Below are 25,253 nucleotides of genomic sequence, written 5' to 3' on the forward strand. Positions count from 1 at the left end.
TTCACTATGCCCCAACAATCTGATCCAAGCGAAGAAGTCCGTATCGATAAATGGCTGTGGGCCGCGCGTTTTTTTAAAACTCGAAGCTTAGCTCGTGATGCCATTGCTGGAGGTAAAGTACAATACAACTCTCAGCGTTGCAAACCAAGCCGTACTATAGAGCTGGGCGCTATTATAAAAGTTCCCATGGGCTATGACCTGGTAGAAATTGAGGTACTGCAAATTAAGCATCAGCGCTTAAGTGCCCCCTTAGCAAGACAAATGTATCAAGAAACGGCAGAAAGTGAACAACTCAGAGAAAAAAACGCTGAAGCGAGGCGCTTACATGCCTTTCATAGTCCTAAACCTGATCACCGACCCGATAAAAAACAACGTCGTCAAATTATACAATTTAAGCAGCAATAGTCATTAATAAACGACTACCCAACACGCTAAACATAAGGTAACAACCATGGCTTTTGATCAATTACATCGATATATTTTTAATGAAGGCAATGTGCGCGGCGAACTCGTTCGCCTAGAAGACACATTTTGCGCCATTTTAAATTCTTATCATTATCCCCCTGTCATTCAAGCGTTATTAGGCGAGTTAATGGTAGCCACCAGCTTACTCACCGCCACCTTAAAATTTGAAGGCGATATCGCTATTCAATTACAAGGCGATGGGCCAGTGAGTTACGCGGTTATCAATGGCACGCACAATCAACAGTTACGTGGAGTAGCACGCTGGGATGAAACCCTAACTGAATTGCCCGACAGTTTTAGTGAATTATTTCCCAAAGGCATTATGGTAATCACGATAAGTCCCGAAGAAGGTGAGCGCTATCAAGGCATCGTCGCCTTAGATAAACCCACTTTAGCAGAATGCATTGAAACGTATTTTGCACAGTCAGAACAGCTGGCCACTAAAGTGCTTATTCGTACGCAAACAAGTCCGGCTGCGCCTAAAGCCTGTGGCTTGTTTCTACAAATATTACCCACCAGCAGTGCCGCAACCAATGCAGCTGACACCGACTTTGAGCACTTGAGCCATCTGACAGACACCATCAAAGAGGAAGAGCTATTTAATCTGCCAGCGGAAGACGTGCTTTATCGTTTGTACCATCAAGAAAATGCAGAAATATTTACCCCTACACCCGTGGTATTTAAATGCAGTTGTAGCCGTGAGCGCACAGCATCAGCGATTTCTGCTATTAGTAAAGAAGAGCTACTGAATATAGTGGCAGAAGAAGGCGCCGTTAAGATGAATTGCCAGTACTGCCATACCGAATACCGTTTTGATGCCATTGACGTTGAAACAATCCATGCCGGTACCTTTGGTTACAACGAGCAGCAACGTTCGTAAAACACCCCTCGCTTACCCAATAAAAAAGGCGCCGAATGTTATGTTACGGCGCCTTTTTTGTATATCAGTCATTAATTTCTAGAGTCGTCTAATGCTTCCACAGGAAAAGCCTCGGCAAACTTTTGGACTTCTTCGGCAGATACGTTGTTAGATTCAAACGCTAAGGTGCCACCTTTTTTCATGGAAATCATTATTTCAACTTGGCCGTCCTGATCGATAACCACCGCGGTTCTTTTTTGAATTCGAACTTTTTTACCACCGCCCGCGTTCATCCCGAGCTGGGCTAATGCTGACAACGCATCCATGCCACCAGAAGAGGCCATGCCGTTGAGTGTGACATTAATAAAAGCATCATCTTTTTGATACTCGCGCTGCGTCGAAGAAAAACCCATCATATTTTGACTTTCGATTTGACCGCCAACATAACCTAAGATCGTATCCTTAAAAAACTGTCCGGTACGAGCTTGCTGCAACTGCTCGAGCAAGGTGACGCACCACTTGGCTTCTTCTAAGGCGCTGTCTAAGTCGTCATCTGCAAATAGCGTGGCGGCTTTATTACAGGCGTCTTTGGGTGAATCTTCTGCCCAGACAGGGATACTTATTGCTGAAATCGATAAAAAAGCGAAACCTAATAACACTGCGTTTTTGTTCATGAATATTTCCTTATTAAACTCATACACACATTAAAAGCATTTTTGGCGATAGTAATCCGGCATAAAATAGCAAGCAAGAGACAGAAATGAAGCGAGTTGATTTCTATGCGTTAATTGCTTGGTAAGCGATACTAACAGTGGCAATTAAGCCACCTTGCGGATGATTGGTCAGCACCACTTTTCCTGAGTGCATTTCCACAATACGTTTAATGATCGCCAAACCCAGCCCTGAACCTAGACTCCCGCGAGCTATATCACCTTGAGCGAACGGCACAAACAAACGCTCAATCTGTTCTGCTGGAATGCCTGGACCAAAATCACGTACTGCAAAACAAAGGCATTGGTCTTTTTTATTAAAGTACGAGGTGATTTCAATATCATTACTGCCATAACGAAAGGCATTTTCAATTAAGTTATCTAGCACGCGTTTTATCGCTACCCGGCGCATCATACACCACGGTAGTGCGCCTAAATTCAACCTAATATTATGATCTTCTTCGATATTTCTGGCTTGGACAGCTTCTTTAATCAGATCGTTAATATCACCTTCGCGCAGCTTTTCTTGCTGATCTTGGCGCACGTAATCAATGAATTGGTCGATGATTTCATTCATGTCTTCAATATCATGCACAATGCCTTCTTTAATCCAATCTTGGCTATCGGGCAGCATTTCTGTGGCCAGGCGTATGCGAGTGAGGGGCGTACGCAAGTCATGGGAAATCCCAGCAGTAAGCAAAGCGCGATCGTTTTCTAACTGTTTTATGCCTTTGGCCATTTGATTAAAGGCCTGAGTCACCGCCATTAACTCGGTTGAGCCTTCTTGTTCAAGAGGTTCTGGCACTTGGCCTTTGCCCACTTGAATCGCGGCATCTTGCAGGGCTTTGAGTGGTCGATTTAGTCGCCGCACAAATATCCAACCACCAGCCACACTTAAAATACCAATAACCAGTAAATAAATAGTTAAGGGGGAAATATCTGCCTCACCCACGCCCGTCATCGGAATAGTGATCCATAAGTTCGGGTTTTGTGGCGGTTTTATCCAAAATAAATAGGGCTCACCTGGTGTGATCCTAACCTCGGCCTTTCCGCCTAAACGCTGCGACATTTGATTTGATAAAAAGACATATTGAATCGCCTGATCTAAGCCCTGCGCTTCGGCTTGTCGTTCTGTATAAACTCGAATACCGGTTGCGGCATAAAAGCGACGGCTCATTTCAGGGTCAAAGTGTTTACGGTCTTCGATAAACACCAATTTGATCTGGGTGGCCAACAAGTTATTAATTTGCTGGTAACTGGGTCGGATAAAATAATACGTAACCGACAAGTAAGACACGATTTGGTTGATCAGCAATAACATGCCAATCAACAAAACCGTTTGACCAAAGGCACTTTTAGGAAGGAGTCTCACTTGTAGCTTATTTCAACATTAAGCGTTTTGACCGCCATCAGGCACAAAGACATAACCGAGGCCCCACACTGTTTGAATATAACGTGGGTTGGCAGGGTCTTCTTCAAGCATGCGCCGTAAACGCGACACTTGTACATCAATGCTGCGCTCAAGAGCACTATAATCACGGCCACGAGCTAGATTCATTAGCTTATCCCGTGAAAGTGGTTCACGAGGGTGAGTGACTAAAGACTTTAATACCGCAAACTCGCCACTGGTTAAGGTCATGGGTGTACCTTCGGTAGTCATTTCTCGCGTACCTAAATTAAGTGAGTACTTACCAAAAGTAATGATTTGCTCTTCTAACGACGGCGCACCCGGCGCTTCATTCGTTTTACGTCGAAGTACCGCTTTTGCTCTGGCTAATAATTCACGCGGATTAAAAGGCTTAGGTAAATAATCATCTGCGCCCATTTCTAAGCCGATAATCCGGTCAACTTCATCGCCTTTGGCGGTGAGCATAATAATCGGAATTTGATTGTCTTTTTGGCGCAAACGCCGACAAATAGACAAACCATCTTCACCGGGCAACATGAGATCAAGCACCATTAAATGAAAATTTTCACGCTCTAAATACCGATCCATTTGCTCAGAATTAGCTGCGGCTCTAACTTGATAGCCTTGTTCAACTAAATAACGTTCAAGCAAACTGCGCAAGCGCATATCGTCATCGACAACGAGAATTTTAGTGGTTTCTTGACCCATGATATTTATCCATTAACAAGCAATGTGAGCACTATAAGTGAAAGCGATGAAATTCCAAAGCTTCGCTCAAAAACACCCTCGTCTGGATTGTTACAAAGTTTGTCACTTTTACTGCCCAGTTAATCATAGTGGTTACGCTGAGAGGCAACATCGCTGTAATACACGACAAACTCCACCTCAAAACCATCGGGGTCGACAAAATACACATTGTCTCGATGCAACGTAGCAACACCAGGTTTGGCTATTTCAAAGCCTACCTCTTTCAAGCGACTAATGAGCGCCGCAAGATTATTAACTACATAAGCAAAATGCGCGAATCCTACTTGATGCCCATTGAGCGCTCGATTACTGCCTTCACCATGATCGCTTAGGGCAATATATTGGTGTTCATTACCAAAGTGCAACCACTTACGAGGTTTGCCAAACCACTCTCCCTCGCCACTTCCTCTAACATACCAATCAGGAAAGGCCGCTTGATAAAAGCTAAGTGCCCTTGGAATATCCCTTACCACCAAATTAACGTGTTCTAAATACATATAGCTCTCCTTATTTGTAGTACATGGTTTGATTAAATATTGCCCGCAATACACCCATCAGTTTTTGCTTATGGCCCGATTGAAGGGCTGTCTGAACTTCAGTTTGTCTTGGCATAGTGGCTCCTAGTTACCGGCTTATAAAAAACTACAAACAAGGCTAAAACCTCAAGCTAAGTTGAGGTAAAGTGTTTTTTCACTATTTTTGAATTGGGAGTAAAGCATGTTGCCAGAACAAGCTTTGACAATAGGAGAAGTCGCTAAACGCTGCGGAATAAAGGTATCAACGCTACATTTTTATGAAACAAAGGGATTAATTAACAGTACCCGAAATCTTGGCAATCAGCGCCGCTATGCCCGCGAAGTACTCAGGCGAGTAGCCTTAATTAAAGCAGCACAAAAGATGGGCGTGAGCCTCGAAGAGATCAAACAAGCCCTAGCGACCTTACCCAATAATCGCGCACCCAATCATGAAGACTGGAGCCTATTGGCGCAAAATTGGCAACAACAATTAGACAATCGAATTCTTTATTTACAGGGCTTAAGGGATTACCTAACTGGCTGTATCGGTTGTGGTTGTTTGTCGATGAAAGTATGCCCCTTGTATAACGCAGAAGATGCATTAGCAAAAGAAGGCAGTGGTGCTGTGTTGTTAAATAAACGAGTGGGTGAATAAATAAGGCTAAGCAATTATAACGGCAGTACGCGGTTTTCGTTACCCGGTATTCGTTACCCACAATCCACGCTAGTTGTAGGTTAGCTAGTTTGTAAGATCGCGTCCATCACCCAATTAGTATGGGCACCGCTTTGTGCCATCGAGGGGTGGACTGATTTACCGCTTAAATGGTCAGCCATGGCTTGTACAAAGTCGCCTTGAATGGGCGAGGGTTTGGGCATAGCTTGAGAAATGCATTTGTCTGCTGAGGTCAACACGGCAGGACTGTCTTCAAAAATACTAAAACTAATCTGCCCGCGTTCACCAATAATAAGGACTTTGTCTGCAGTACTGCTTGCAGCAAAATTCCAATGGCCGGTGCCAGTCACGCCGTTTTCAAACAACATACTGGCTGCCACAGCATCATAAGCGGTATATAACCCTTGTTGATTACTCGCGACACCTTGTGCTTGTTTTATATTGCCTAACAAAAAACACATCATATCTAAGCCGTGACTGGCAATATCTTCAAAGTAGCCGGCTTTGGCCACTTCTTTTTGCGTACGCCAATTCGATTTTTGGCTTAAATCAGTCGCACTGGGCGGGCGAATATACTGCCAGTCGATATGCCTGACCTGGCCAATTTCTTTATCGTCTAACCATTGTTTTATTTGGGTAAAAGCCGGTAAAGAGCGACGATAATAAGCCACAAACAAGGGTAAGTTTTGCCGTTCAAAAGCTTGCTGCATGCCCAAACACTGATTGAAATCTAAGGCCATGGGCTTTTCTACGCAACAAACCTTGCCCGCTTTAGCAACTTGTAAGGCGTATTCGTAGTGACTATCAGGTGGAGTAGCGATATAGATGGCGTTAATATCAGGGTCGTTGATTAAGGCCTCAGCATCATCATAATATTTGGCCACGCCGTGGCGTTTGGCAAAATCTTGCGCTTTGGCTAGGGTACGTGACATTACTGCCACTAGCTCAAATCCTGCAACTTGCTGATAGGCAGGCGCACTTTTAACTTCACACACATCACCACAACCAATGATGCCCCAACGATAGTCGGCTGATATCGCCATACAAATTCCTTATTTACTTAATGCGATAACTTATTTTTCAGTAACCCAATCCATCTGAAAACCAGCACGACGTTTTTTATCGAGAATTTCTTCAAGTAAGGGCGAGATAATTAACTCCATGGCTAAGGTCATTTTGCCGCCCGGCACTACTAAGGTATTGATACGCGACATAAATGATCCATCTATCATCTTGAGCAAATAAGGATAATCGACGTTTTTCATTTCGCGGCGAAAACGCACCACAACAAAACTTTCGTCTTGGCTGGGGATTTCACGCGCGCTAAACGGATTAGAGGTATCAACCGTAGGCACCCGCTGAAAATTGACATGTGTTAGCGAAAACTGCGGGGTAATAAATTTAAAATAGTCATCTAAGCTGCGCACAATGCTGCTCATCACCGCTTCACGAGAATGGCCTCGTTCGGTGGTATCACGTACGATTTTTTGGATCCACTCAAGGTTGACTATGGGCACTGTACCCACTAATAAATCCACGTGTTTAGCCACATTCACATCATCGTTGGCTACACCGCCATGTAAACCTTCATAAAACAATAAGTCAGTGTTTTCGGGTAAATCCTGCCAAGGCGTAAACGTGCCAGGCATTTGATTAAAGGGTACAGCCTCATCAAACGTATGCAGATATTGACGGTGTTTACCGCGGCCTGTTTCACCGTATTCTTTAAACAAGCTTTCTAACATTTCAAAATCATTAGCACGAGGCCCAAAATAACTGATGTGGCGGCCTTGTTCTTGGGCTTTGCGAATTTCCACTTCCATTTCAGGTCGAGTGAATCGATGAAAACTGTCACCCGCAACCATAGCGGCATTAACCGATAGATTTCGGAAAATATGGCGAATCGCATTCGTGGTAGAGGTAGTGCCAGCTCCAGATGAGCCGGTTATCGCAATTATTGGATGTTTTACTGACATTGAATATTCTTAGTCGTGAAACGGACAACAGTTATAAGCAAGCAAAGGCAAGGGGTCAAGACCCTAACACGCTTTATCAGATAAAATTAAGCTAGCGATGAGTAATCCTCCTATTCAGATAAGAAAATTATTACAAATAATTAACCTCGAAGTGGCTTTACTGTAAGACGGAATGATTGACAAATCGCCAGTGAGTGAGTAATTTTCGTCACGCCTGAATAAGTCTAAGCGGTAATGGAGTAGTATAAATGGATGCTTTTTTAAACGATATATTCAGTTTTCCCACCGTCATTTTCACCGTTCCCTTGATAGTGCTCACCTTATTATGGCTCATGGCATTTGCTGGGCTGCTCGACTTAGATATTCTTGATTTTGATGCTGACACCAGTAGCGATGCTGGAAGTGAAACCAATAGCGTGTCGTGGCTCGAAAAACTTGGCTTAGATGGTGTTCCGTTAACAGTTTCACTGACACTGATTGATATCTATGCGTTTTCATTTACTTATTTAGCCCGCAAATATGCTGCACCTTTATTTGATGGCGCACTAACGGCTACCGCACAAGGCGCGATTGTGGCCACCTTTGCTATTGTCATTGCACTGCCACTGTCTGCTTTGTGTATTAAACCTCTGCGACGTTTTTTTGCTACCCATGAAGGCGTGGCAAAAAGTGAGCTGATTGGCACAATTTGTACCTTAACAACCCTAACAGTGAACGAAACCTTTGGGCAGGCTGTTACGCCTGACGGCATGATTTTAAGTGTCAGAGCCACCACCCCGAATACCATAAGCAAAGGCAGTAAAATCGTATTAATTGACTATCTCGTGGCACAAGATAGTTATTCTGTTGTCACCGAATCTGAATTGATGGCTATGTCATCACGTTCTTTATAAACCCCTTTATAACCCTAAATCAGGAGCGACTTAATGAATGAGCCAAGTGATCTAATATTTTGGATATCACTCGCAGTTGGTATTTTTATATTCATCATGGCAGCCATATTAATGATGGCAAAGCTGTATAAAAAAGTTGAACAAGGCCGCGCCATGATCGTCAATACCATGCGTGATGAGCCCAAGGTGACTTTCACTGGCTCAGTCGTGGTGCCGGTTTTCCATAAAATGGAAATCATGGATATATCCTTACGAACCATCGAAGTTGACCGCAGCGGCTCCGAGGGCTTGATTTGCCGCGATAATATTCGTGCTGATATTAAAGTCGGCTTTTTTGTGAAGGTAAACAAAAACCGCGATGATGTGCTAAAAGTCGCCCAAGCTATTGGCTGTGAACGGGCATCAAACATTGCCACCTTGGAAGATTTATTCAGCGCCAAATTCTCCGAAGCACTAAAAACAGTGGGTAAATCCTTAGATTTTGAAGATTTGTATGCCAAGCGCGACAAATTCCGTGATTTGATTATCGATAACATCGGCACTGACTTAAACGGCTATGTGCTAGAAGACGTGGCGATAGATTATTTAGAACAAACACCTATCGAAAAACTCGACCCTAATAATATCTTAGACTCGCAAGGTATTCGTAAAATTACCGAATTAACCGCCGAACAACACATCCAAACCAACGTATTTCGCCGTGATGAAGAGATGAAAATCAAGCGCAAAGACGTTGAAACCCGTGAAGCAATACTTGAGTTGGAGCGCCAACAAGCGGATGCAGAAGCAAAACAGCGCCGTGAAATAGAAACCGTTATTGCCAGGGAAAGTGCTGAAACAGAACGCGTACAACACGAAGAAAAACTCAAATCAGAACAAGCTCGCGTAACCGCGGCACAAGAAATTGAAGTACAAGAACAAAACAAACAACGAGAAGTGGAAATGGCTCAAAACAATCGCTTACGTGCTGTGGCAATTGAAGAAGAGCGTGTTATCCGTGCCCGCGAGTTAGAGCAAATCGATCGCGAAAAAGAGGCCTCTTTACAACGCATTGCCAATGAAAAACTGCTTGAGCACGAAAAACGTGAAATCGCTGATGTGATCCGTTCGCGCATAGAAGTCGACAAAACTGTAGCGCAGCGTGAAGAAGAAATTAACGAATTGCGCATGGTTTCTGACGCTGAGCGTCATCGTAAAGCCAAGGTAATCGCTGCTGAGGCAGAAGCAGAAGAAGCCTTAGTCAAAGATATCAAAGCCGCCGAGGCCGCTGAGAAATCGGCCAGCCACATTGCTAAACAAAAAGGCATTGATGCTGCAGCAGACTTAGACGTTGCAGAAAAACGTGCCATGAGTCAGCGTAAAGAAGCAGAGGGTAAAGAAGCGCTAGAAGCCGCCGCAGGTCTTGCCGCTGCCCGAGTGATGGAAGCACAAGCGATGGCCAAAGAACAAGAAGGCATGGCGCAAGTACGTGTGCAAGAAGCCATGGCCGATGCAGTGGAGAAAACTGGCGTGGCCGAAGCGCAAGTGACCGCTAAAAAAGCCGCGGCAGAAGCTGAAGGCATGACCCTTAAATTCGCTGCCATGGGCACTATGTCTGAACAACAACGGGCGCATGAAGAATTCAGAATGCAATTGGATAATGGCCATGCTGAAATCATGGAGTCTATTCGAACCAATGTGGACATTGCCAAAGAACAAGCGTCTGTGCTCTCTGCTGCCCTCAAGGCGGCAAAAATTGATATTGTCAGCGGTGACAGCAGCTACTTAGACAGCTTTGTTAAGTCTATCTCGGTAGGTAAAGCAATTGATGGCACCATGAACAAGAGCCAAACCTTGCAAACGGCATTTAAAGATCACTTAAACGGCGACGCCAGTTTTGTTGAAGATGCCAAAGAGCTTGTCGCAGGTTTTGGTAGCGCCAGTGGCAGTGTAAAAGACACCGCCATCACGGCCTTGGTGGCCAAATTATTAAAAGAAGGTCAGTCTAATCCCCAGTTGCTCGATGTTATCAGTAGTGCATTAAGTCCTAAAAAGTAGTGGGTAAGCACTAGCGCTCTAACAAGGAACTACCGATGGCTTCAGAGCAAACACAAGTTGATCAAGCAGTCGCAGAAGGTGGCGCTTATGACGTTATTCGTCGGCGTTTAACTGAGCAAGCTGTTCGCCTTAAACAGCAACTCGATCACCACAATCAGCAACGTATCGCCGAATTTGGCCAAACCAAGCTTGAAGTACAAGGCAGGGTGCGCGTACGCACTGAAAACAACTGTATTGCCCGCGACATCGTGCCGGTTGGCGACAGTATACTGTTTGGCTATAACGTCTTTATTGGTTTAAAAAAAGAAACGAAAATTAACGATGTGTTTGGATTATATCGGCTGGTCAAAAACGATCAGGGCTTTGAGCTCAATCCTCGTGACATAGCTGGCACGTTCTTAGCAGATGCAAATTTCCAAAAAGAGTTTAACGAGCTTTACGTTTATTATAAAGAAGCCCGGTTGTTGCAGCTTAAAGTGCAAGAGCAAACCTTGTTTGCAGTGTTTCAAATTGGCCATAAAATTAATGATACTCGTGTATTTCAATGGCGTGTGAATAAAGACGGTAGTGCCAGCTATATCGACAATCGTGGCGAAAGGGCGCTAAAACGGGCACCTTCCCACGATTTTGAATGGCAAAAAGCCGCCCGTGAGCAACATGTAAGCGGTCAGCATCCACATATCAGTGTATTGGATATGGCTTTTGTTGAAACCATTGGTGGAACCTTAACCATTAAGGTAGAAAACAACACCGAAGATGGCTTGGGCGTTTATAACGAGCCTGTCGAAGATCGTACGCAAAGCTTAGCCGATGCCGATATTCACTATGCGCAAGTCGGCAGCCTGATCCTGTTTAAGATCCTGCCCTACCGTGAAAAAACCTATCGGTATTTAGTGTTAAATACCCGCACCAATCAAGTTAAGCGTATCGATGCGATTGGTTTGGCTTGTGTGTCTTTACCCGAAGACCACGGTATTATTTTTCCTGGTGGTTATTATCTGCAAAACGGTGAAACCAAGTCCTTTCCTGATGAAATTGCTGGGCTTAAGTTTAGACGCAGTGTGCGCTCACCTAATGGTGAAGACGTACTTTATATCTTTCACGAACCTGAATCGGGTTTGAGCGGTTTATATTCTTACAACCTTATTCGCAAAGAGTTGCAAAACCCGATTTATGCCCATGGTTATAGTGTGTTTGATAATGGCAGTATGGTGGTGTTTCAAGCTGAAAACGAAGCGACCCGTGTGCATCCGATGCAAATTTGGCAAACCCCCTATTTCAGTAATGAATTTGCCGCCAAACAACCCACCACAGATAGCTTATATAGCCGTATTGGTAACAAAGAGTTAGTGCGCGGTATAGCTGAATTAAGCGCAGTACATCGTAATATTGTTAATCCCAACCCCAGCCGACAAGTCTATGAAGATTTAATTAAAACCTGCGCCACCTTATTTGATAGTTTTTATTGGTTAAACGAATTAGATTTCAGTGAGTTAGGGGCGGTAGTAAAAGACATCACCACAACCGCGGAACTGGTGATTGATGAGTTTGAAAAAGTGCTGCAAATACGTCAGCAGGCTAATAATGCACTAAGCCAAGCCGAACGAAAACAGCTAGAACTTATCGACAGTATTCGTGTGAGTGATTGGCATACCCCAGAGCAATATGTGGCCTGCTTAACCACGTTACGCCAACAACGCGGTCATCTAATTAGTCTTAAAGAGCAGCGCTACATCAATAAAGAACGGCTAGAACAGCTAGACACAGAAATCACCCAGCACTTTGAAGAACTAAGTCATACCACCGTCGCGTTCTTAGCCAGTGACCAAGCACTGCAACCTTATCATGACAATATCACGACCTTAGAAAACACCATTGCTCAAGTTGAATTAGTGGTTGATTTGAAACCCATTAATCAACAGCTCGACACCCTATCAGAAGGTCTGGATTTACTGACTGATATACTCAACGGTTTAAAGGTCGACGATGCCACTGTGCGCACCAAAATTTTAGATGACATTTCTGAGATTTACGCCAAGCTCAACCAGGTTAAAGCTCAAGGTAAGCAGCGCTTAAAACAACTTGGCTCAGGTGAAGCCAGTGCCGAATTTGCCGCTCAGTTTCGCTTATTTTCACAGAGTATCAGCAGCGCTCTCGCCATGGCTGATACACCTGAAAAAGCCGATGAACAACTTTCGCGCTTAAGTGTTCAGTTAGAAGAATTAGAGTCTAAATTCAGTGAGTACGATCAGTTTTTAAGTGACATCATGGATAAGCGCGAAGAGCTACACAGCGCCTTCGCGAGTCGTAAGCAGAGCTTGATTGAAGAACAACAGCGCCGTGCACAAAATGTGTTTGGCGCCGCCCAGCGCATTATCAATGGCGTGAAAAAACGGGCATTGAGTTTTAACCAACTTGATGAACTCAACACCTATTTTGCCTCTGACCCGATGATTTTAAAGCTCAGTGAACTTGTCAAACAACTACGTGAGCTGAACGATCAGGTCAAAGCGGATGATCTAGAAGCCCAGCTCAAAGCAGCAAAAGAAGCAGGCATCCGTGGGCAACGAGACAAACAAGATATCTTTGAAGATGGCGGAAGAGTCATCAAACTGGGTAAACATAAATTCAGCGTAAATACCCAAGGCCTTGAGCTGACCTTACTACCAAAAGAAGACGGTTTGTATCGCCATCTCATTGGCACTGATTTTTTTGAGCCACTCGAACATGCTCAATTAAACCAACTCAAACCTTATTGGCAACAGGCCTTGATTTCGGAAAACCAAAACATTAGCCGCATTGAATACCTAGCGTACAGTATTATTCAAGATGCACAGCAGCAGCGTAACCAACTGAATATAACTCAACTGTATGCCATGGTTAATCAAGCCAGTGAACTTGAAAAACTCGTCCGCACGTACATGACGTCTCGCTATCAAGAAGGCTATCAAAAAGGGGTGCACGATCGCGATACCGTTAAAGTGCTACAGGCTTTACTCAATGTGCACGAGCAAGCAGACTTATTGCGGTTTGACCCACAAACCCGTGCGATTGCGATGCTGTTCTGGGCTTATGCGGGCATCAATAAAGCCCAGCAACAAATTTGGCAAAGCCATGCTTTTAGCGCACAACTATTAGCTAACGCCTTTAACAGTCAGCAAGGCTTTTTGCAATTGCAGCTAAATCTTGAAACCCACATAGGGGCCTTTATTCAGCGTTTTTTGCTGCCATTCACAGCTCGAGAAATCACCCAAGCGGCACATTATTTAAGTTTAGAACTGGCCTTACCCAAGTTTGCTTTTATCACCAGCCCAAGTGCCAACACCCTCAACCAAGCGTTTAATACCGCCTTGGAAGAGCTTGGTCATACACGAGATTTCAGCACTGCCATCAGTCAGTTTAATCAACAAATAGAAAAGGCTGATGGTAAACAAGACAGGGTGTTAGGCCTCAACGAACAATGGAGTTTATGTCAGGCCTGGCTTAGTGCAATGTTAGCTACCACTAACAAACCACAAACGCGACACTATTTAGCCGAAACAGCCGCACTGATTATATGCCAACACACCATAGAAACCCGCGCCAGCAAGATTAACCTTGATATTGAGGTAGAGGGTTTACTCAGTGAACACCAGCGTATCAAAAACGGCCAGCTACGCTTTTCTCTTGATGAATTTATTCAACGATTACATCACTATGAGCAAGTTGATGTGCCTAACTTTACGCTTTACCACACGGTGCGCCAACAAGTGATGCAAAGCAGTAAACTTGAACTGCAACTAGAGAGTTTTAATGCCAAACCACTCAGTTCTTTTGTGCGAAACCGCCTAATTAATGAAGTGTATCTACCCATTATCGGCGATAACTTAGCCAAACAAATGGGCGCACTAGGTGACAGTAAACGCACTGACTTAATGGGCTTACTGTTACTCATTTCTCCACCAGGTTACGGCAAAACCACTTTAATGGAATACGTAGCAGCGCGCCTGGGTTTAGTGTTTATGAAAATAAACTGCCCTTCGCTTGGTCATGATGTCACCTCACTTGACCCCGCGAATGCGCCTAACGCCACTGCTAAACAAGAATTAGAAAAGCTCAATTTAGGTTTAGAGATGGGCAGTAATGTCATGTTGTATCTTGATGATATTCAACATACTCACCCTGAGTTTTTACAAAAATTTATCGCCTTATGTGATGGCACCAGGCGCATAGAAGGTGTGTGGAAAGGCCAAAGTAAAACCTATGATATGCGTGGTAAAAAGTTTTGCGTGGTGATGGCGGGCAACCCTTACACTGAATCTGGTGATGTATTTAGCGTGCCTGATATGCTAGCTAACCGTGCTGATATATATAACTTGGGCGACGTACTTGGTGGTAAAGAAGAACAGTTTGCCCTAAGTTACATTGAAAATGCGCTGACCTCTAACGCAGTATTAGCACCACTGGCGCTGCGGGATATGCAGGATGTGTATAAATTTATTGCGATGGCACAGGGTCAACAAGTTGCAACGAATGAGCTCAGTCATGCTTATAGCGGTGCGGAAATTAATGAAATTGTCAGCGTTATTAAACATCTGGTAGTGATTCAAGATGTCATCCTAAAAGTTAATTTAGAGTACATCAAATCAGCGGCCACCGCTGAAGACTATCGCCAAGAACCGCCTTTTAAATTGCAAGGCAGTTATCGCAACATGAACAAAATGGCAGAAAAAGTTTCTGCAGTAATGAACCACGCTGAACTCATGCAATTAATTGGCGATCACTATACCGGCGAGGCACAAACCCTCACCTCTGGTGCCGAAGAAAACGTGCTTAAGTTAGCGATGTTACGTGGGGTAATGAACGAAGCACAACAACAGCGCTGGCAACATATTTGTAGCGCATTTAGCGGCAAAAAGCAGTTGAGTATCGAAGGCGATCCTACCCTTCAAGCAGTGCGAGAATTAGGCCAGATATCCGCCAGTTTAGAAGCGATTAAACTCGATATGCAGCAATCGGACACCAGCGACTTAATTAAACCCATTAATCGTGTCGCCACTGCCATGCATTTATTAAGTAAAGTGTGGACCGGTTCTGACCGTAAGATAGAGCATAATGAAGAATAGTACCGACAATGCTGATGGTCTTGTGTCTCTGGCAATTTACTGAGATAGACTAGGGCGTGTTGACCTTTGGTATACGAGTTTTGGTCCGCAACGGATGTTAGGCGCCTAGGTGCCAATTTTGCAGCGTTGGACATTTTGATTTAGGCCCACTCGACCTGTAAACATGCGCCTCGCCTAAATGGCACCCAGAATGCTGTATAAATGAACAAAAAAGATCAACAGGCCCTACATAAAAGCACAGATTTTCGTTTGCAGGAAGTTGCCAAGGTAGTCAGTGAAGTGTCAAAATTACCATCTTCGCTTGCATGTATAGCGTTGATAACAAGGAGTTATTTATTTCTAACAGGCATAATAAGACGCAATCGCTAAGGCCAATTTCCAAGGCTAACAAAACCAAAACCTTGCCCTTGATCTCAGTAAGCTTGCTTGCGATCTGTCTGTTTGCGTTGTTATTCAGTGTTGTAGTTGAAATTAAAAGCAATCTCTTTCAAGAGCAAATTATGGCGACTGAGGGTAGATTAGACCTCAGCGCCCTAGATTTAACCCAAAGTGAGCCTGTACCACTAAGGGGAAAATGGCAATTCTATTGGCAGCAATTTGTTGTATCAGAAAACGTTGCCACTGAAATACCCGCAACACATGACTTTATACAAACCCCTCTGTCGTGGGAAAGACAAGAATACCTAGCAGAGCCTCTTCCCTCAGAGGGCTTTGCCACTTATCGTCTACGGGTCAATATCAAAACGACAAATGAAGCATTAGCCCTATCATTACCGGTAATGGGTAGCGCTTATCGTTTATACATAAATCAGCAATTAGTCGACGAAGTGGGCCAAATAAGTACTGACAAGTCCAAGGCAATACCCAATTACTCACCTAAAATTGTGGTTATTGACAACCCTGGTGAACAACTCGACTTGATTTTACAGATTTCAAATTATGACCTTGCTTGGGGAGGTCAATGGTTCCCTATTACCCTTGGCTCGGCGGACAAACAATTTCAAACTGAGTTAATAAAACTTCTGCGCAGCGTCACTATTGCAGCCATTTTTTTTACGATTGCCGTTCTGAGTTTATTTCATTTTGCCTTGAGACCTTCAGATTTATTGCCTTTTTTACTGGCTTTAAGTTGTATTTGTTTGGGTGTTCGTGAAATTGAAACCAGTCATTTGATTTATTTTACAGATGCAGTTTCTTTAGGATTTAGCACTGTCGTGCGGATTAACTTGCTCTCGTTTTATCTCTCCATTCCCTTATTCACCAGTTATTTTCACATTACTTATCCTAAGGAATTTCGTTTCTGGCCTTTCCTTATTATTTGCTCGATCAGTGCAGCCTTTAGTCTGCATGTGCTGTTTAGCTCGACCGCCGTATTCACCCAGTACCTAGTCTATTTTCAAGGTTTTGCTTTGGTGGTGTTGTTATATGGATTGTATTCAATCATGTTGGCTGCGTACCGGCGTCGTATAGGTGCACGCTTAATTGCCCTTGGCTCTTTGTTACTATTTGCGCTTTCTATTAACGATATTTTATATAGCCTGAGGATAATTGATACGGGCTCGATGGCCAGCTTAGGTTTATTGTCATTCGCGCTATGCCAAAACTATCTGACGTATGTCAGGTTCATAAAAGACAGTCAGGCCATGAAGACCTTATCGGTACAAGCAAATCATGACCCCTTGACCATGCTGCTAAATCGTCGTGGATTGATGGATGCTATACACCATATCGTCTCTGAACAACGTCAGACTTCAGCGCATTTTTGCGTGCTGTTAATTGACTTCGACCATTTTAAACGCCTTAACGATACCTTAGGTCATGATGCAGGGGATACTGCTTTGGCAAAGGGCAGCGCTATCATGCAAACATTAATTCGTAGACACGATTTAATTGCACGTTGGGGCGGTGAAGAGTTTGTATTAATTCTGCCCAATACGGATAAAAACGGTGCCAAGATACTCGCAGAAAAAATCCGGATAAAATTGTCAAATGACCTATCTGAGCAACTTAAGTACCCCATAACGGCTTCTATTGGCGTAGCACAAAGTCTAGAAAATGAGAATTTTGCTGACTGTTTGAAACGGGCAGATAAGGCCTTGTATATGGCGAAAGAACAGGGCCGCAACCGAGTAGAACAAGTCTGAATACCTCAGGTACTATAAGAGTTAAGTCCTGTGTTCTGCAGAGGATAATACGCAGTAACGGTAATCGGCCCCTGACTGTTTACAGACTTTGTTAGCCAAACAGCAAACAAAAAAAGCGCCGAAGCGCCTTTTTATTGTCTGTAAGCTTAAGCTCTACTGTTGCTCACGAGCAATAGCACGATAAGCAATATCATCACGATAAAACATGCCATTCCAGCTGATATCGTTAACCAGTTTGTAGGCATTGAGCTGGGCGTCAGTTACCGTATTCCCAAGAGCAGTGGCACACAATACACGCCCCCCATTGGTGGTAACCTGACCATCAATATCTTTCGTTCCAGCGTGAAATATTTTCGCGTCACTGTTACCTAAACTTAAGCCCTTAATGACATCACCTTTAGCGTAATTACCCGGATAACCACCAGCGGCAAGTACCACACCGACCGCAGCGCGTGAGTCAAATTCAGCGCTAACAGTATCTAAGGTTCCTGCCAACGCGTGTTCGACTAATGTGACTAAATCAGACTGTAAACGTAGCATAATGGGCTGGGTTTCAGGGTCACCAAAGCGGCAATTGTACTCAATGACCTTAGGCGTACCGTCAGCCATAATCATTAGTCCAGCGTATAAAAAGCCTACGTAGGTATTGCCTTCTGCCGCCATTCCATTGACCGTGGGATAAATCACTTCATCCATTACACGTTGATGAATGGCTGGCGTAACGACGGGAGCCGGTGAATAAGCGCCCATGCCGCCAGTGTTAGGACCTGTATCGCCATTGCCCACCCGTTTATGGTCTTGACTGGTCGCAAAGGCTAATACATTTTTCCCATCAACCATGACGATAAAACTGGCCTCTTCACCATCTAAAAACTCTTCAACTACCACGCGACTGCCAGCTTCACCGAAGGCATTACCAGCAAGCATATCGCGAATAGCCTCTTCTGCTTCTGCTAAGGTCATTGCAACAATAACGCCCTTACCTGCAGCTAAGCCGTCGGCTTTAATTACAATCGGCGCACCCATTTTTTTGACATAGGCCAAGGCAGGCTCTATTTCAGTGAAATTTTGGTAGCTACCTGTGGGAATAGCGTGTCGAGCTAAAAAGTCTTTAGTAAACGCTTTTGAACCTTCAAGCTGAGCAGCCGCTTGAGTTGGACCAAAAATCGCCAAACCAGCGGCTTGAAATGCATCAACCACACCAAGTACCAGTGGCACTTCTGGGCCAACAATCGTCAATTCAATGTTGTTTGTTTTAGCAAAGTCCACTAAGCCTTGAATATCTTCAACAGCGATATCCACGTTAGAGAGATTAGCTTCTAAAGCCGTACCGGCATTACCGGGGGCAATAAACACTTGTTTAACTTTGTTTGACTGTGCCACTTTCCAGCCCAAAGCATGTTCGCGACCACCGCCGCCGATGATTAATACATTCATGTGTTGTGGTTCTTACTTGGTAGTAGGTTTAATAAATTTTAAGGTCATACGGTTACTCTCGCCAATGGCAAGATATTTGGCTCGGTCAACATCACCTAAACGTAAGCTAGGCGGAAGCGTCCATACGCCTTTCTCGTGATCGGCACTGTCTAAGGGATTTGCGTTGACATCGCTTGTTGCAATCAAGGTAAAGCCGGCTTTTTCAGCTGCTGCAACAACCTTAGACTGTTTCATGTAACCTGATTTCTTTTGAAATTCGTCATCAAAATTTTCAGGTAAAGCATGCTCAACCACGCCTAAAATACCGCCAGGCTTGAGAGCCTTAAAAAAACTTGAAAACGCATTATCGATGCCAGCTTGATCATCCCCCATATACCAGTTATGCACGTTTCTAAAGGTCAAAACACGGTCAAGGCTACCAGCTGGCGCAAAATCTAAGGCTTTAGTGGGATGAAAAGCAGTGACTTTAACGTTACTAAAACTCTCATCCGCAGCGACTTTGGCGTTAAATGCATCCAATGACTTTTTGTAATATGCCGGGCCACCTTCTTCTACATAAAAATGCGCCGCATAATAAGTGCCACTATCTTTTAATAAGGGTGCAAGAATATTGCTATACCAGCCGCCGCCAGGTGATATTTCCGCTACCGCCATATTTGCTTGAATATCGAAAAATCGCAAAGTTTGCTGTGGATGACGGTATTCGTCACGTAAACGCTCAGCAGAAGAGCGCGCATCTGAGCCTACTGCATCTTGCAAGGCATCAGCAAAAACATACGAGGAACTAAGAAGAGAGGTACAAACAAGGACTTTTACGGATTTTTGTATAGAACGTACTAATGTATGCATCAACATATTTCACCCATTTTATTTGTTAAAGTTCAGCTAAGATTGTAACGGCTATCTAAGCGAGACGTAACCATAAACGGAGTCAATTGACCCCGTTTATTGGTAAATACACCTTAACTCTAATGTTTGAAGTGACGCATGCCAGTAAAGACCATGGCAATCCCGTGCTCATCTGCTGCATCAATCACTTCTTGGTCACGCATTGAGCCGCCAGGCTGGATAATGGCTGAAATGCCGGCAGCGGCAGCAGCATCGATACCGTCGCGGAAAGGGAAAAACGCATCAGAAGCCATAACTGAACCCGGCACTACCAGGCCTTCATCAGCGGCTTTAATACCAGCAATTTTAGCTGAATATACTCGGCTCATTTGCCCCGCACCTACACCGATAGTCATACCGTCTTTACAGTAGACAATGGCATTAGATTTGACGTACTTCGCCACTTTCCATGTAAACATCAAGTCTTTAACTTGAGCCTCTGTGGGTTTGACCTTAGTCACAACCTGTAAGTCTTCTACTTCAACCATGCCAAAATCACGTTCTTGCACTAACAAGCCACCGTTAACACGTTTGAAATCGTAACCATCTGTGAGCTGACCTTGCCAATCACCACAGGCAAGTAAACGCACGTTTTTCTTGGCAGCCACAACGGCTATCGCATCGTCACTAACGGTAGGAGCAATAATCACTTCAACAAATTGGCGATCGACGATAGCCTGCGCTGTTGCGGCATCTAGCTCACGGTTAAAGGCAATAATGCCACCGAAGGCAGAAGTAGGATCCGTTTGATACGCACGGTTATAAGCATCAAGAATGGTGTCACCTAAGGCCACGCCACAAGGATTAGCATGTTTAACAATAACACAGGCAGGTTCAGCAAATTCTTTCACACATTCAAGGGCCGCATCTGTATCAGCGATGTTGTTGAACGATAATTCTTTGCCTTGCAGTTGAGTAGCAGTGGCAACAGAGGCTTCTTGAACAGTATTTTCAACATAAAATGCAGCATTTTGGTGGCTGTTTTCACCGTAACGTAAGTCTTGCTTTTTACTTAACTGAATGTTGAAGGTACGCGGAAACTCACTGTGATGGTGGTCACAATCGTCTTCACATTCGCTTGAGTCAATCATGGCGCCAAAATAGTTAGCAATCATGCCATCGTATTCAGCAGTATGTTCAAAAGCAGCAATGGCCAAATCAAAACGGGTAGCATGACTTACACTATTTTGCGCACTGGACATTTCTGCCATTACTCGGGCGTAATTAGCAGGGTTGACCACAATCGTTACCGCATTGTGATTTTTCGCTGCAGCGCGCACCATCGTTGGCCCACCGATGTCGATGTTTTCAATCGCGTCTTCTAGCGTGCAATCATCGTTAGCGACAGTTGCAGCAAAGGGATACAAATTCACTACGACTAAATCAATTGCTTGGATATTGTTTTGTGCCATTACCGCATCGTCTTGACCGCGACGCGCCAAAATACCACCGTGAATTTTAGGATGTAAGGTTTTAACACGCCCATCCATTATCTCTGGATGTCCGGTATAGTCAGAGGCTTCAATTACTGTCAGGCCATGGCTACTGAGTAGTTTAGCCGTACCGCCGGTTGAAATGAGTTCAACACCTTGTGCTGCAAGAAACTGGGCAAATTCAAGAATGCCGGTTTTATCAGATACGCTTAACAAAGCGCGACGAATAGGGTTTGCGGTCGTTGTGTTTTGCATACTTAATCCACTATCAAAGGTAATATTTTGCTAAATTTAGTCTAACATTTTTCGCCAATTTGCAGGGCTATTCTCTGGGGGTACAAACAAAAAGAGCACCCTATGGTGCTCCTTTACAAAATACTCGGCTTAGTTCATACCGTATTGCTTTAACAACTTACGCAATGTACCGCGGTTGATACCCAACATGGTTGAGGCGCGTGTTTGATTGCCGCGAGTGAAGGTCATGATCTCTTCTAATAATGGCGCTTCAACTTCAGCCAAAACTAACTCATATAAGTTTTCGATGTTGTTATTATCTAATTGCTTTAGATATTTATTTACCGCTTGTTTAACAGAATCACGTAGCGGCTTTTGCGCCTGAGTTTGTGAAGGCGTGGTTACCGTAGTGGTAAACGGAGAAGTTACATTTTGTTCGAACATATACATCGTGCTCTTTAGTTAGTCATCATTAAGCGGCAGGCGAATTCTGGTTTAATACCGTTTCATCTGCCAATCTGTCGAAGTAAGTTGATTCCACATTAAAGGTTTCAAAATACTGGTTTAACGCATCAAGTTGCTGTGAAGCATCTTCAATTATGTTGAACTGGGCACGAAACTTTCGTTCTTTGTCATGCTCAGCTAAATACCAACCAACGTGCTTGCGAGCAATTCTCGCTCCCAAATACTCACCATAAAATTCGTGAACATTGGCAACATGCTCTAGCAATATGCTACTCACCTCACCAATACTGGGAGCAGCTAACATTTGGCCAGTTTGCAAATAGTGTAAGATCTCGCGAAATATCCAAGGATTACCTTGAGCCCCGCGACCGATCATTAACGCATCTGCTTGGGTATATTCCAGTACGTGCTTAGCTTTAAAGGCATCTGTAATATCCCCGTTTGCGACCACCGGTATCGACACAGCCTGTTTGATGGCCTTAATGGTGTCGTATTCGGCATCGCCTTTGTACATACAAGCTCGGGTGCGACCATGCACCGCCAAAGATTGAATACCGTTGTCCTGGGCAATTTTGGCAATTGCGATTCCATTACGGTTTTCTGTATCCCAACCTGTGCGTATTTTTAAGGTAACCGGCACATCTACCGCATTAACAACCGCCTTGATAATTTGTTCAACCAAGGCAGGATTTTGTAATAAGGCAGAACCCGCTAACTTTTTGTTCACCTTTTTTGCCGGACATCCCATATTGATATCCACAATTTGTGCGCCATTACTGACGTTCAACTGTGCGGCTTGCGCCATCAACTCAGGATCAGCCCCAGCAATTTGCACCGCCCTTATCCCCGTTTCACCACGGTGGTCCATGCGATGCTTGGACTTATCTCGTTCCCACACTTGAGGATTAGAAGACAACATTTCAGAAACAACTAAACCTGCGCCAAGACGCGTACAAAGTTGTCTGAAGGGTCGATCTGTCACGCCAGCCATCGGCGCTAAAATCAAATTATTATCTAATACATAAGGACCAATCTGCATCATTATCTAAGACCAAAATCGTGCAAAAAACGTCCATTGCTCAAAAAGGGGCGCAAGTTTACGAGTTTTTGTACCTCTTGGAAAGGCTAGATCAACAACAAATTTGTACTTTTTTTAAACAAAGACGGTTGACAATAACAGAAAAGGCTTTTTAGCGACCTTGAATGATCATGATTAGTTAATAAAAGGAAAAGTAGTGGTGAAAAATAAGGAATTAAAAGCGAATGCGGCCAATCAGAATATCTTTAAACATCACCCAATCGCCTAAAAAGCTGTAAAATGGGTAGGTGAAAGTAGCCGGTTTATTGTGTTCAAAAAAGAAGTGTCCAATCCAGGCAAATCCGTAACCCAAAAAGGGTAAGGCCACCAACCAGAGCCAATTCTGCGTCACCAAGACCGCGAGACAAAGCACAATAATCAATGATGAACCCACAAAATGTAAACGCCGACACGTCGGGTTTTGGTGTTCGGATAAATAATAGGGATAAAAGGCTGCAAAACTGGGGTATTTTTGGCTCATATCAAAGACGCCGTTATCGCATTAGAAACTGCTCTTTTTCCGTGTTCCTTTAAAGCATCTTGCTGAGTTTCTAGCCATTCTAACGCCATGTCTCGTTGACTAAAAAAATCAATATTCCATGCTTTTGTTCGCGGGGTGGTGTGGGCTAACAAATGTGTTGTTAAATTTGACTTACGGGTATAACTCACCACAGCCATTGCATGTATTTCAGGAATATTACCGATGGCTAACTGCGCCTGAAATTCGTAGCCATATTCATTAATTTTGTTCACCAATAAGGAAAACGGCGCTCTGAGGTGCTTTTGCAAGAAGCCATGATATTCGTTTACCATTGCCAAGGTCATTACGACATCATCATTAATAATCACTTCTGCGATATCGGCTCGCAGAATTGATATTTTGGCAAATTTTAAAACGTGCAGTTCCATGAAAACGCTGCTGTAATTTTAAAGGTGCCATAAACTAGCAACAAATTGATAACATTACCAATTTGTTTTGTTGATAAGGCACCTTGTCTGGCACTAATGCACAGTTAAAGTCTTTCAAATGCAGATGAACTCGCTTGTTTTTGATAAACTTGCCCCAACACAAGCAAAACAGATTTTTGTTGAGAACATAAATGAATACTAGCGTAGATATCTCCTTAGAAAACTTTGAGCAAGTCATTTTACAAGACTCGCAAGAAAAACTCGTGATGATCGAATTTTGGGCACAAGGCTATGCTCCAAGTGATGAAATTGCTCCGGTATTGGCCAGCGTGGCTAGAAAATACCCAGACACCCTTATTCATGCTCGCGTAGATTGCCAAGCCCAACCTGAAATTGTCCAACAGTTTGGTGTACGTGGTTTGCCCACCGTGATTTTGGTAAAAGAAGGTCAACCCGTAGATGGTTTTGCAGGGCCTCAAGGTGAGGCACAAATCATTGAGCTGTTGAACAAACATTTACCTAAAGCAGAAGACGGTTTAGTTGCTCAAGCACAAGAATTAATAAGTGCAGGTAACTATCAACAAGCCTATACCTTAGCTAAACAAGCCTATGACCTTGACAGCAGTCGTGCTGATATCAAATTATTATTAGCCGATTGCCAGATAGAGTTAGGCCAAGTCAATCAAGCTAAAGCGATGCTCGCCACTATTGGTTTAGTCGACCAAGATGCCTTGTATAAAAGTATTCAAGGCAAAATAGAATTAGCCGAGCAAGCAGCAGAGTCGCCAGAGATCATCGCCTTACAACAAGAGCTAGCCAACGACCCTGATAATCTCGATCTAAAAGTCAGGCTAGCGGTTCAATTGCATCAGGCCAATCAAATAGAAGAAGCCTTAGATCTGGCATTAGCGGTATTGATTAAAGACTTAAATTTTGGCGATGCAAAAAAACTCACCTTAGACATGATCAACGCCCTGCCCGATGGCGACCCACTAAAATCGAAATATCGTCGTAAAGTTTACAGTTTGCTGTATTAAAATAGTTCATGAGGCGGCGCATTGCGCCGCGCGGGGCGCTCGCTTACTATTGCAAACTGGTATCTTCCTGATTAACCTAAACGCTGCATAAGCCGTGGCGCTGAATATCGCTCTTATTGCGCCTAGCGGCGTTGGGTTTTCTATCCACAAAAATGTCGTCATCGAGTGAATATCAGCTCGGGTGGGAACCGTTAATCTTTCGTATGTAATTGAAATGATAACGACACTTCTTATCATGGT

General features: G+C 43.9%; 21 protein-coding genes. 8 read left to right on the top strand and 13 right to left on the bottom strand.

Translation table 11 applies throughout. The annotated features are described in order from the left end of the window. Positions 1-6 precede the first annotated feature (6 nt). Both ACEN2L_RS06390 and hslO read left to right on the top strand, forming a co-directional pair. Positions 7-405, top strand: coding sequence for an RNA-binding S4 domain-containing protein (locus tag ACEN2L_RS06390; RefSeq protein ID WP_441742602.1), 399 nt, complete (start codon positions 7-9; stop codon positions 403-405). Between the two features lie 46 nt (positions 406-451). Then, positions 452-1,345, top strand: a complete 894-nt coding sequence (hslO, locus tag ACEN2L_RS06395; protein ID WP_441742604.1) for an Hsp33 family molecular chaperone HslO — start codon at positions 452-454, stop codon at positions 1,343-1,345. Between the two features lie 71 nt (positions 1,346-1,416). Here the strand turns inward: hslO and ACEN2L_RS06400 are convergent, their stop codons facing one another. The 4 genes from ACEN2L_RS06400 to ACEN2L_RS06415 form a co-directional block, all read right to left on the bottom strand. Beyond that, complete coding sequence (locus ACEN2L_RS06400; protein ID WP_441742605.1) at positions 1,417-1,998, bottom strand: hypothetical protein; 582 nt, start codon at positions 1,996-1,998, stop codon at positions 1,417-1,419. 103 nt (positions 1,999-2,101) lie between these two features. Next, positions 2,102-3,406 carry a two-component system sensor histidine kinase EnvZ gene (gene envZ / locus ACEN2L_RS06405; protein ID WP_441742607.1) on the bottom strand — a complete coding sequence of 435 codons (1,305 nt, stop codon included), beginning with the start codon at positions 3,404-3,406 and terminating at the stop codon, positions 2,102-2,104. Positions 3,407-3,424: 18 nt separating this feature from the next. Then, positions 3,425-4,150, bottom strand: a complete 726-nt coding sequence (ompR, locus tag ACEN2L_RS06410) for an osmolarity response regulator transcription factor OmpR (protein ID WP_306024358.1) — start codon at positions 4,148-4,150, stop codon at positions 3,425-3,427. A gap of 119 nt (positions 4,151-4,269) precedes the next feature. Beyond that, on the bottom strand, positions 4,270-4,686 hold the full coding sequence (locus ACEN2L_RS06415) for a VOC family protein (RefSeq protein ID WP_441742609.1): 417 nt from the start codon (positions 4,684-4,686) through the stop codon (positions 4,270-4,272). A 220-nt stretch (positions 4,687-4,906) separates the two neighbouring features. Between ACEN2L_RS06415 and soxR the strand changes: the two genes are divergently transcribed. Next, the gene (soxR, locus tag ACEN2L_RS06420; protein WP_441742611.1) at positions 4,907-5,359 is read left to right on the top strand and encodes a redox-sensitive transcriptional activator SoxR; all 453 of its coding nucleotides are present in this window, start codon (positions 4,907-4,909) and stop codon (positions 5,357-5,359) included. An 80-nt stretch (positions 5,360-5,439) separates the two neighbouring features. On the opposite strand, the gene ACEN2L_RS06425 is transcribed toward soxR, so the two are convergent. Both ACEN2L_RS06425 and ACEN2L_RS06430 read right to left on the bottom strand, forming a co-directional pair. Continuing rightward, entirely contained in the window at positions 5,440-6,420 is a 981-nt protein-coding gene (locus ACEN2L_RS06425; protein WP_441742613.1) for a Gfo/Idh/MocA family protein, read from the bottom strand. A gap of 30 nt (positions 6,421-6,450) precedes the next feature. Beyond that, positions 6,451-7,353, bottom strand: a complete 903-nt coding sequence (locus ACEN2L_RS06430; protein ID WP_306024365.1) for a phosphoribulokinase — start codon at positions 7,351-7,353, stop codon at positions 6,451-6,453. Positions 7,354-7,601: 248 nt separating this feature from the next. On the opposite strand from ACEN2L_RS06430, the gene ACEN2L_RS06435 reads away from it, so the two are divergent. From ACEN2L_RS06435 to ACEN2L_RS06450, 4 genes are all read left to right on the top strand, one after another. Continuing rightward, a complete protein-coding gene (locus tag ACEN2L_RS06435; protein ID WP_306024366.1) occupies positions 7,602-8,246 on the top strand; it encodes an OB-fold-containig protein in 645 nt (214 codons plus the stop codon). Positions 8,247-8,279: 33 nt separating this feature from the next. Then, a complete protein-coding gene (locus ACEN2L_RS06440; RefSeq protein ID WP_441742616.1) occupies positions 8,280-10,283 on the top strand; it encodes a flotillin family protein in 2,004 nt (667 codons plus the stop codon). A 35-nt stretch (positions 10,284-10,318) separates the two neighbouring features. After that, positions 10,319-15,388 carry a DNA repair ATPase gene (locus ACEN2L_RS06445; protein ID WP_441742618.1) on the top strand — a complete coding sequence of 1,690 codons (5,070 nt, stop codon included), beginning with the start codon at positions 10,319-10,321 and terminating at the stop codon, positions 15,386-15,388. A 500-nt stretch (positions 15,389-15,888) separates the two neighbouring features. Next, a complete protein-coding gene (locus ACEN2L_RS06450; protein ID WP_441742619.1) occupies positions 15,889-17,532 on the top strand; it encodes a sensor domain-containing diguanylate cyclase in 1,644 nt (547 codons plus the stop codon). 153 nt (positions 17,533-17,685) lie between these two features. On the opposite strand, the gene purD is transcribed toward ACEN2L_RS06450, so the two are convergent. The 7 genes from purD to ACEN2L_RS06485 all read right to left on the bottom strand — a co-directional run bounded on the left by purD (position 17,686) and on the right by ACEN2L_RS06485 (position 23,976). Then, positions 17,686-18,969 (bottom strand): phosphoribosylamine--glycine ligase, encoded by a 1,284-nt coding sequence (gene purD, locus ACEN2L_RS06455; RefSeq protein ID WP_441742621.1) that lies wholly within the window; start codon positions 18,967-18,969, stop codon positions 17,686-17,688. 12 nt (positions 18,970-18,981) lie between these two features. Further along, the gene (locus tag ACEN2L_RS06460) at positions 18,982-19,818 is read right to left on the bottom strand and encodes a class I SAM-dependent methyltransferase (RefSeq protein ID WP_441742623.1); all 837 of its coding nucleotides are present in this window, start codon (positions 19,816-19,818) and stop codon (positions 18,982-18,984) included. Positions 19,819-19,937: 119 nt separating this feature from the next. Next, positions 19,938-21,545, bottom strand: coding sequence for a bifunctional phosphoribosylaminoimidazolecarboxamide formyltransferase/IMP cyclohydrolase (purH, locus tag ACEN2L_RS06465; RefSeq protein ID WP_441742625.1), 1,608 nt, complete (start codon positions 21,543-21,545; stop codon positions 19,938-19,940). Positions 21,546-21,674: 129 nt separating this feature from the next. Continuing rightward, the gene (gene fis / locus ACEN2L_RS06470; RefSeq protein ID WP_306024374.1) at positions 21,675-21,968 is read right to left on the bottom strand and encodes a DNA-binding transcriptional regulator Fis; all 294 of its coding nucleotides are present in this window, start codon (positions 21,966-21,968) and stop codon (positions 21,675-21,677) included. Between the two features lie 28 nt (positions 21,969-21,996). After that, positions 21,997-23,031 carry a tRNA dihydrouridine synthase DusB gene (dusB, locus tag ACEN2L_RS06475; RefSeq protein ID WP_441742627.1) on the bottom strand — a complete coding sequence of 345 codons (1,035 nt, stop codon included), beginning with the start codon at positions 23,029-23,031 and terminating at the stop codon, positions 21,997-21,999. A 211-nt stretch (positions 23,032-23,242) separates the two neighbouring features. Then, on the bottom strand, positions 23,243-23,548 hold the full coding sequence (locus tag ACEN2L_RS06480; protein WP_441742629.1) for an Mpo1-like protein: 306 nt from the start codon (positions 23,546-23,548) through the stop codon (positions 23,243-23,245). Further along, positions 23,545-23,976, bottom strand: coding sequence for a hypothetical protein (locus tag ACEN2L_RS06485; protein WP_441742631.1), 432 nt, complete (start codon positions 23,974-23,976; stop codon positions 23,545-23,547). The genes ACEN2L_RS06480 and ACEN2L_RS06485 overlap by 4 nt, the downstream gene beginning before the upstream one ends. 191 nt (positions 23,977-24,167) lie before the next feature. Here ACEN2L_RS06485 and ACEN2L_RS06490 point away from each other — a divergent pair, with 191 nt between their 5' ends. After that, positions 24,168-25,013 (top strand): tetratricopeptide repeat protein, encoded by an 846-nt coding sequence (locus tag ACEN2L_RS06490; RefSeq protein ID WP_441742633.1) that lies wholly within the window; start codon positions 24,168-24,170, stop codon positions 25,011-25,013. Positions 25,014-25,253 lie beyond the last annotated feature (240 nt).

Source organism: Flavobacterium sp. W21_SRS_FM6, from assembly GCF_052119645.1.
In the GTDB taxonomy this organism is placed as follows: Bacteria; Pseudomonadota; Gammaproteobacteria; order Enterobacterales; family Alteromonadaceae; genus Paraglaciecola.